Origin of the sequence: Acidovorax sp., from assembly GCF_034519795.1 — a bacterium.
Lineage (GTDB): Bacteria > Pseudomonadota > Gammaproteobacteria > Burkholderiales > Burkholderiaceae_C > Acidovorax.
This window is the reverse complement of sequence record NZ_JAXHOB010000007.1, coordinates 435,045-442,491: the sequence shown is the minus strand read 5'-3', so window position 1 is coordinate 442,491 and position 7,447 is coordinate 435,045. Positions and strand designations below refer to the sequence as shown.

Annotated in this window: 7 protein-coding genes; 5 read left to right on the top strand and 2 right to left on the bottom strand. The window is 69.2% G+C overall.

The annotated features are described in order from the left end of the window. Nucleotides 1-14: 14 nt before the first annotated feature. Nucleotides 15-632, top strand: coding sequence for a nucleotidyltransferase family protein (locus U5N23_RS08370; RefSeq protein ID WP_322592357.1), 618 nt, complete (start codon nt 15-17; stop codon nt 630-632). On the opposite strand, the gene ygiD is transcribed toward U5N23_RS08370, so the two are convergent. Continuing rightward, nucleotides 601-1,503 carry a 4,5-DOPA dioxygenase extradiol gene (ygiD, locus tag U5N23_RS08365; protein ID WP_322592356.1) on the bottom strand — a complete coding sequence of 301 codons (903 nt, stop codon included), beginning with the start codon at nt 1,501-1,503 and terminating at the stop codon, nt 601-603. The two genes, U5N23_RS08370 and ygiD, sit on opposite strands and share 32 nt — an antisense overlap. 129 nt (nt 1,504-1,632) lie before the next feature. Between ygiD and U5N23_RS08360 the strand changes: the two genes are divergently transcribed. The 4 genes from U5N23_RS08360 (at nt 1,633) to U5N23_RS08345 (ending at nt 6,527) form a co-directional block, all read left to right on the top strand. Then, nucleotides 1,633-2,526 carry a CoA transferase gene (locus U5N23_RS08360; RefSeq protein ID WP_322592340.1) on the top strand — a complete coding sequence of 298 codons (894 nt, stop codon included), beginning with the start codon at nt 1,633-1,635 and terminating at the stop codon, nt 2,524-2,526. A gap of 12 nt (nt 2,527-2,538) precedes the next feature. Continuing rightward, nucleotides 2,539-3,231, top strand: a complete 693-nt coding sequence (locus U5N23_RS08355; RefSeq protein WP_322592339.1) for a DUF1294 domain-containing protein — start codon at nt 2,539-2,541, stop codon at nt 3,229-3,231. A gap of 116 nt (nt 3,232-3,347) precedes the next feature. Then, a complete protein-coding gene (locus U5N23_RS08350; protein WP_322592338.1) occupies nt 3,348-3,812 on the top strand; it encodes a hypothetical protein in 465 nt (154 codons plus the stop codon). 285 nt (nt 3,813-4,097) lie between these two features. Further along, nucleotides 4,098-6,527, top strand: coding sequence for an EAL domain-containing protein (locus tag U5N23_RS08345; RefSeq protein ID WP_322592337.1), 2,430 nt, complete (start codon nt 4,098-4,100; stop codon nt 6,525-6,527). Here the strand turns inward: U5N23_RS08345 and U5N23_RS08340 are convergent. Further along, nucleotides 6,476-7,435, bottom strand: coding sequence for a DMT family transporter (locus tag U5N23_RS08340; protein WP_322592336.1), 960 nt, complete (start codon nt 7,433-7,435; stop codon nt 6,476-6,478). The two genes, U5N23_RS08345 and U5N23_RS08340, sit on opposite strands and share 52 nt — an antisense overlap. Between the last annotated feature and the right edge of the window lie 12 nt (nt 7,436-7,447).

Sequence of the window (7,447 nt, the reverse complement as noted above, 5' to 3'; positions counted from 1 at the left end):
ATCCATCGCAAAGGTTGTCTGATTGGAACGATGAAGCGGCGCTGCGGCGCCGCTTTGTGAGCCAGGCGCTCCAGAACCCGCACAACGCGGCCATTCTGGAGCGTTTGCCGCTTCTGGACCTGCCCGATGCCTGGCTGGTCGCGGGCTGCCTGTTCCAGACGGTGTGGAACGTGCAAGCGGGCCATGCGCCAGAGGCGCGCATCAAGGACTACGACCTGTTCTACTTTGACGCGGGCGACCTGTCGGCCGCCGCCGAAGAGGCCGTGCAGACGCGTGCCGCAGCCCTGTTCGCCGACCTGCCCATCACCGTGGAAGCCAAGAACCAGGCGCGCGTACACCTGTGGTACGAGGACTGGTTCGGCTACCCCTACACCGCCCTCACCTCGGCGCGCGAGGGCATCGGCCGCTTTCTGGTGCCCTGCACCTGCGTCGGCCTGCAGCCCGGCCCGTCAGGCGCGGTGCTGCACGCGCCTTATGGGCTGGCTGAGCTGTATGCCGGCATCCTGCGGCCCAACCCTGCCTGCCCGCACCTGCCCTTGTTCGATGCCAAGGCGCAGAGCTACCAGCAGCGCTGGCCCTGGTTGCAGATCGTGCGGGAATTCACCCCCATAGAACCGAGCGCATCGATATAGACGCCGACTGGAAGCCGGTATTGAAGAAGCGCGGCATCTCGGTCGATTGCACCGCCCCGGCCGCATACAGCAGCGGCAGGTAGTGCTCGTGCGTGGGGTGGGCCTGCTTCGCCACAGCGCCCAGCTTCAGAAAGTCGGGCAACGCAGCAAGCTGGCCCTTCTTGATCTGGTCCCGCACCACCCCATCGAACTCCTGGGCCCAGTCATAGGCCTCATTGGCCGCCGTGCCGCGGCGCGTCACGCGCAGGTTGTGCACCACGTTGCCGCTGCCCACGATGAGCACGCCGCGCTCGCGCAGCACCGCCAACTGCCGACCCAAAGCATAGTGCTCGGCCGGGGCACGGCTGTAGTCCATGCTCAGCTGCAGCACAGGGATCTGCGCCTTGGGGAACATGGGCTTGAGCACCGACCAGGTGCCATGGTCCAGGCCCCACTCGCCGTCGTCCACCCCCAGCGCCGCGCCCGTGGCCGGCGATTTGAGCTCCTTGGCCAGGCTGCGCGCCACGGCAGGCGCGCCCGGCGCGGGGTACCGCTGGTCGAACAGCGCCTGCGGGAACCCGCCAAAGTCGTGGATGGTCTTGGGGTTGGCCATGCCCGTGAGCTGCCAGCCGTCCCGCGTGAGCCAGTGGGCCGAGACGCACAGGATCAACTGGGGCTGCACCGCGCGTGCCATCAATTCGGTGCCCAGCGCCTCCCAGGCGCGGCGCCAGGCGTTGTCCTCGATGGCATTCATGGGGCTGCCATGGCCCACGAACAGCACCGGCATGCGCGGCGAGGGCTTGAGGGAGTGCAACGCGGGCAAGGCGGCGGCACTGCTGAGCGAGGTCACAGCAACTCCCGGAAAAATGGCCAGGCCAGCAAGAGCGGCCAAAGAGGTTCTGCGGTGCATGAATGGGAGAAGGTAACAAATTTTGTATAACGCAGGGAGTGAGCGCTCGGCCGGGCCAAAGTTCCTGCCATCAAGTGCCTGTGCGTTGCCCTTCCATTCCCATAAAGAGACATGACCACCACCACCCTGCCCCAGCCCCTGCGCAACACCCGCGTCCTGAGCCTTGCCCTGAACCTGCCCGGCCCCGCCGCCCTGATGCGCTGCGCGCGCATGGGCGCCGAATGCACCAAGCTCGAACCGCCGCCGTTGGCGGGCTACCCGAGCGCCGACCCCATGGGCATCTACAGCCCCGCAGCCTACGCCACCCTGCACCAGGGCGTGCGCGTGCTGCATGCCCACCTCAAGACGGCCGAAGGCCAGGCCACGCTGCACGAGGAACTGGCCCGCACCGATGTGCTGATCACCTCGTTTCGCCCCTCGGCCCTGGCCAAGCTCGGCCTGGGCTGGGAGGCCCTCCAGGCCAAATACCCGCGCCTGTCGCTGGTGCGCCTTGTCGGCGCCGCCGCCGAGCGTGCCGAGGAGCCTGGCCACGACCTCACCTACCTGGCCGATGCCGGCCTGGTCTCCGGCACCGAGATGCCGCCCACCCTGTACGCCGACATGGGCGGATCGCTGATGGCCAGCGAGGCCGTGCTGCAGGCCCTGCTGGAGCGCGCCCACAGCGGCACCGGCGTGTGCATCGAAGTCGCGCTGGCCGACGCCGCCGCCTGGCTGGCCCAGCCACGCGACTGGGGCCTGACCACACCCGATGGCGACGTGGGCGGCAACCACGCCGGCTACCGCATCTACCCCTGCGCCGACGGCCGCGTGGCCGTGGCCGCGCTGGAGCCGCACTTTGCCGCCAGCCTGTGCGCAGCGGCCGGCCTGCCCGCCACGGGCGATGCACAGGTGCTGCGCGCCCCCGCCACGCACGGGGCCGTGGCCGCCTTTCTGCACACGCAGACCCGGGCGCAGCTCGATGCACTGGCCAAGGCCCGGGACATTCCCCTGCACACCCTGGCTTGAAGAAACCAAGACATGCAAAAACAGGGAACGGTGGTGCGCTGGAATGCCGAGCGCGCCTTTGGCTTCATCCGCAGCCCGGACACGGATGCGGATGTGTTCTTCCATGTGCGCGACTTCCGCGGGGGCGGCGCGCCGCGTGAAGGCCAGTCGGTAGCGTATGAAGAAATCCATGTGGGCGGCAAGGGACCTCGCGCCATGGCGGTACAGCCGGTGGGCGCGCAGGCGGCGGCCGGCACCACGGCACGCGGCAAGGGCTCCGCCCCGAAGGCAGCGCCGGCACGCCAGCCGCACAAGGCACGGGCGCCCGCACCACGCCGGGCGCAGCGTTCGCGCACAAGCCACCCGGGCAGCGCGGCGTCCACCGGGCCTGCGTTGCTCCTGATGGTGCTGTGGCTCGCCCTGCTGGCCTGGGGCGCCTGGAACGCACGCTTGCCCCTGTGGCTGCTGGGCGCGGCTGCCGGGCTCAACCTGCTGACCTTTGTCGTCTATGCCATGGACAAGGGCGCCGCGCAAAGCGGCCAGTGGCGTGTGTCCGAGAAAAACCTGCACCTGCTGGCCCTCGCGGGCGGATGGCCTGGCGCCTGGGTGGCGCAGCAGACACTGCGGCACAAGTCGAGCAAGGCCGAGTTCCGCGTGGTGTACTGGGTCACCGTGCTGCTGCATTGCGCGGGCTTGACGGCATGGGTCCTGCACTGGGTGGGCTGACCTGCGCATGGCGGAGCGCAAGAGCGAGGGATGACAGATGAATTCTCCCTGGGACTACAAGCGGTAGCTCCCGTGCCGGCTCCAATGGAGTATCCACCCCTCCAAAGGAGACGGCCATGAAACCAATGATTCTTGACTCCACCATGACCAATATGGGCGGCGTGTTCTATCCCACTGGGCATGTGTTCGCCCTGTTTCCCGACGAGGACTGCGTGCGCCAGGCAGCGTCAGCACTGGAGGCCGCAGGCCACAAGGGCGAACTGGCCTATGCCAGCCCCGAGGCCATTCTGGGCGATATCGTGCGCACCCTGGGCACGGCCGATGCCCCCCTGCCCTCGGTGGGCGCCGAAGGCGACATGGTGCGCCGCATTGCCGATCTGGCCGGCACCGGCCACCACGGCCTGCTGATCCAGATGGACAACAAGGACGAGCCCGATACCGTGGTCGAGGCCATTGCGCCGCAGGGTGCGGCCACGGCCTTCTATTACCGCACCTTCATCATCGAAGACCTGGTCACGCCGCCCGTGCCGGACGAAAAGACCCAGTCGGTAGTCGTCGGTACGCACGCCGCGACGAACTGATCCCCCGGCGGCCTCCGCCGCCCCAAGGAAGAACCCGCGTTGCGCAAGGCACGCGGGTTTTTTCCCATCGGCCGCCACAGGCCCTGCTGCCAAGGATTTGCTGCGCAGCGGCGTAGTTGCCGATATAGTGGTCCTGCACGGCAGGCGAGCACGCGCGACCCCCTGGTCGGTGGAGCAGGCGCCGCCCACCACACGGGAGGGAATCGCAATGGGCTTGTTCAGCCACAGGAAACTGCGCCAGGGGCATCGGACCGCCCGGTCTTGACGCACCAGCGGTAGCCGGGCATGACCGACGCGCGCGAGCCAGGACGCCAGGGACCGCTGCGCTCCACGCTGCGGATCACTTGGCCTTTCCTGCTGATGGTGCTGCTGCTGGCGGCCTGCGCCTCGGGCAGCCTGTACGTACTGTCGGCGGTGCGCGCTTTCGTCGCGGGCGAGAGCCTCTGGACCAAGGGGCAGAAGGACGCCATCTACTACCTGGACCGCTACGCCGCCACCGGCTCACCCGATGCCTACGTGCAGTTCAGGAAGGCCATCGACGTCCCTCTGGGCGACAAGGCGGCCCGGCTGGCCCTGATGGAGACGGACCCCATCGACCTGAAGGCCGCGCGCGAGGGATTTGCCCGCGGCGAGAACCATCCCGACGACATCGACAGCCTGATCTGGCTGCTGCGCTGGTTCAACCGCTACGAGATCATGCAGCAGCCGCTGGTGCACTGGCTGGTCGGGGACCGCTACATCGACAGCCTGCTGCACCTGTCGCAGGAAATCCAGCACGGCCATACCACCGGCATGGTGGACGCCGCCACACGCCGGAACTGGCAGGCCAGCATCCGCGCCATCAACGCAGGCGCGACGCCGGCGGCCCGCGCATTCAGCGCGTCGCTGGGGGACAGCTCGCGGCGCATCGTGCAATGGCTGCTCTGGGCCAACATGGGGATGGCCGCCGTGCTGATCCTGCTGACCACCTGGCACACCCGGGCGCTGCTGGCCCAGCGCCAGCGTGCGGAGCTGGCGCTCGACGCGGAGCGCGAGCAGGCCCACGTCACGCTGGCGGCCATTGGCGATGCCGTGGTGACCACCGATCCGCATGGCAAGGTGCTCTACCTCAATCCCGCAGCCGAGGCCCTGCTGGGCATGGCGGCGCAGGAGGCCACCGGGCGCCCCCTGGCCCAGGTGCTGCAGCTCAATGATGGCACGGGCCCCCTGGGTGCCGACCAGTTGGTGGAGCGGGTGCTGCGCGGCGGCCCTACGCACCGCGATGGCTTCACCCCCACGGTGGTGCGCCCCGACCAAAGCCTGGTGCCCATCAAGCTGGTGGGCTCGGCGATCCGCCACCAGGGCCGGCCCACGGGCGCCGTGCTGGTGCTGCACGACGTGACGCGCGAGCAGCACTATGTGGAACAGCTGTCCTGGCAGGCCAGCCACGATGCGCTCACCGGCCTGGTGAACCGGCGCGAATTCGAGCGCCGGCTGGAAGCCCTGCTCAGCCAGCCGCGTGCCATGGGGCGCGAGGGCGCCCTGCTCTTCGTGGACCTGGACCAGTTCAAGCTCATCAACGACACCTGCGGCCACCAGGCCGGCGACGAAATGCTGCGCGAGGTCTGCCGCATGCTGCAAAGCCACCTGCGCGAGGGCGATACGCTGGCGCGGCTGGGCGGGGACGAGTTCGGCATTCTGCTCAAGGACTGCCCGCCCGGCCCATCGGCGCGCATTGCCGAGCAACTGCGCCAGGCCGGGCACGAACTGCGCGTGCTGTGGGAGGGGCGGCAACTCTCCACCGGCCTGAGCATCGGCATGGTGCAACTGATCCCTGCGCTCAGCACCATCCAGGAAGCCATGCGCGTGGCCGACATGGCCTGCTACCGCGCCAAGGAGGGCGGGCGCAACCAGGTCTTCATCTACCAGACGGAAGACATCGAGATGAGCCGCCGCGAGGGCGACATGGACTGGGTGCGGCGCCTGCGCCTGGCGCTGGAACACGACCGCTTCCGCCTGCATGCGCAGACCATCACCGCGCTGCAGGGCAGTACCGCCGGATCGGGCCTGCACCTGGAGGTGCTGCTGCGCCTTGCCGAAGACAACACCGAAGCACTCATCGCCCCAGGCTGCTTCATCCCCGCTGCCGAGCACTACGGCATGATGCCCGCCATCGACCGCTGGGTCGTGCGGCACACGCTGGACGCTCTGGCGCAGCACCAGGCTGCAGGTGCACGTCCGGCCGTGCACACCTGCGCCATCAACCTCTCGGGCACCAGCCTGGGCGACGAAAGCCTGCTCAGGTACATCCACCGCGAAATCGAGCAGTCGGGGGTGGACCCACGCCGGCTGTGCTTCGAGATCACCGAGACCAGCGCCATCTCGCACCTGCCCAGCGCGGTGCGGCTGATGAAGGACCTGCAGCAGCTGGGCTGCCGCTTTGCGCTCGATGATTTCGGCGTGGGCATGTCGTCGTTCACCTACCTCAAGCACCTGCCGGTGGACTACCTCAAGATCGACGGCAGCTTCGTGCGCGACCTGCTGGATGACCCGACCAACCGGGCCATGGTGGAGATGATCAACCACATCGGCCATGTCATGGGCAAGGAGACCATTGCCGAGTTTGCCGAGTCCACGGCCATCGTCGATGCGCTGCGCACCATCGGCGTGGACCATGCGCAGGGCTATGCGCTCTCGCGCCCCGTGCCGTTGGCGGACTGCCTGCGCGGTAGTTGAGCAAGGGCCCCGCTGCCCAGCGCAAGACCTGGCACCACCAGCAGCACGGCGACCACCAGGGCGCCCGAGACCGGCTCGCCCAGCAGCCAGGCCCCACCTGCGGCCGTGAGCAAAGGCACCAACGCGGCGGACAGGGCCGCCCGCGCCGCGCCCAGCCGCGCAATCGCCACGCTGTAGACCACCAGGCCCAGCAGCCCGGCCGCCACGCCCTGCCCCAGCGCCTGCCAGGCCACGTCGGCCCACGGCGCCGAGAGCAGGCGCGGCGCACCCGCCACCAGCAGCACGGGCAGCAACAGCAGGGCCGAGCCCAGGTTCACGACGGCGGCGCCCTGCCATGGCGTGAGGCCGCTGCCGCGAAACGCCAGCGTGTACACCGACCACAGCAGCGCTGCCAGCAGGAACAGCAGGTCACCACGCCAGGCCCCCTCCACCGCGCGCCAGCCGGCGGCACCGAAGACCACCATGCCCGCCACGATCAGCGCCAGCCCCAGCAGCCGCGAAGGCGCCGGCCGCTCGCGCGACACCATCCAGCCGCCCAGCGCGGTGAACACCGGCAGGCTGCCTGCCACGAAGATGCCCATGTGCGCCGCAGGCGCCCACTGCGCCCCCGCCAGCACCACCAGTCCGAACGGCAGGCCCCCACACAGCACCAGCAGCGCACAGCGCAGGCGCGACAGGCCCACGGGCCACGCGCTGCGCCGCAGCCACAGCGGCGTCAGCACCAGGGCCGGTACGGCATAGCGCAGCACCGCCAGCTCGACCGGCCCCAGCGTGGTGGTGACGCCATGGCGCGAGGCGATCTGCCAACCGCTGCCGATGAGCGCGGCCGCCAATGCGGCCAGAGCGCCGACCCAGAGTGATGGAATGGAGGAATACAGGCGGCGCAAGGAGAATGCGAAAGCAGGCATGCCCGCAGTCTC

Bases quoted from the DNA above. Each gene is read 5' to 3' on its own strand.
- U5N23_RS08360 (WP_322592340.1), top strand. From the start codon at position 1,633: ATGACCACCACCACCCTGCCCCAGCCCCTGCGCAACACCCGCGTCCTG.
- U5N23_RS08355 (WP_322592339.1), top strand. From the start codon at position 2,539: ATGCAAAAACAGGGAACGGTGGTGCGCTGGAATGCCGAGCGCGCCTTT.
- U5N23_RS08350 (WP_322592338.1), top strand. From the start codon at position 3,348: ATGAAACCAATGATTCTTGACTCCACCATGACCAATATGGGCGGCGTG.
- U5N23_RS08345 (WP_322592337.1), top strand. From the start codon at position 4,098: ATGACCGACGCGCGCGAGCCAGGACGCCAGGGACCGCTGCGCTCCACG.
- U5N23_RS08340 (WP_322592336.1), bottom strand. From the start codon at position 7,435: ATGCCTGCTTTCGCATTCTCCTTGCGCCGCCTGTATTCCTCCATTCCA.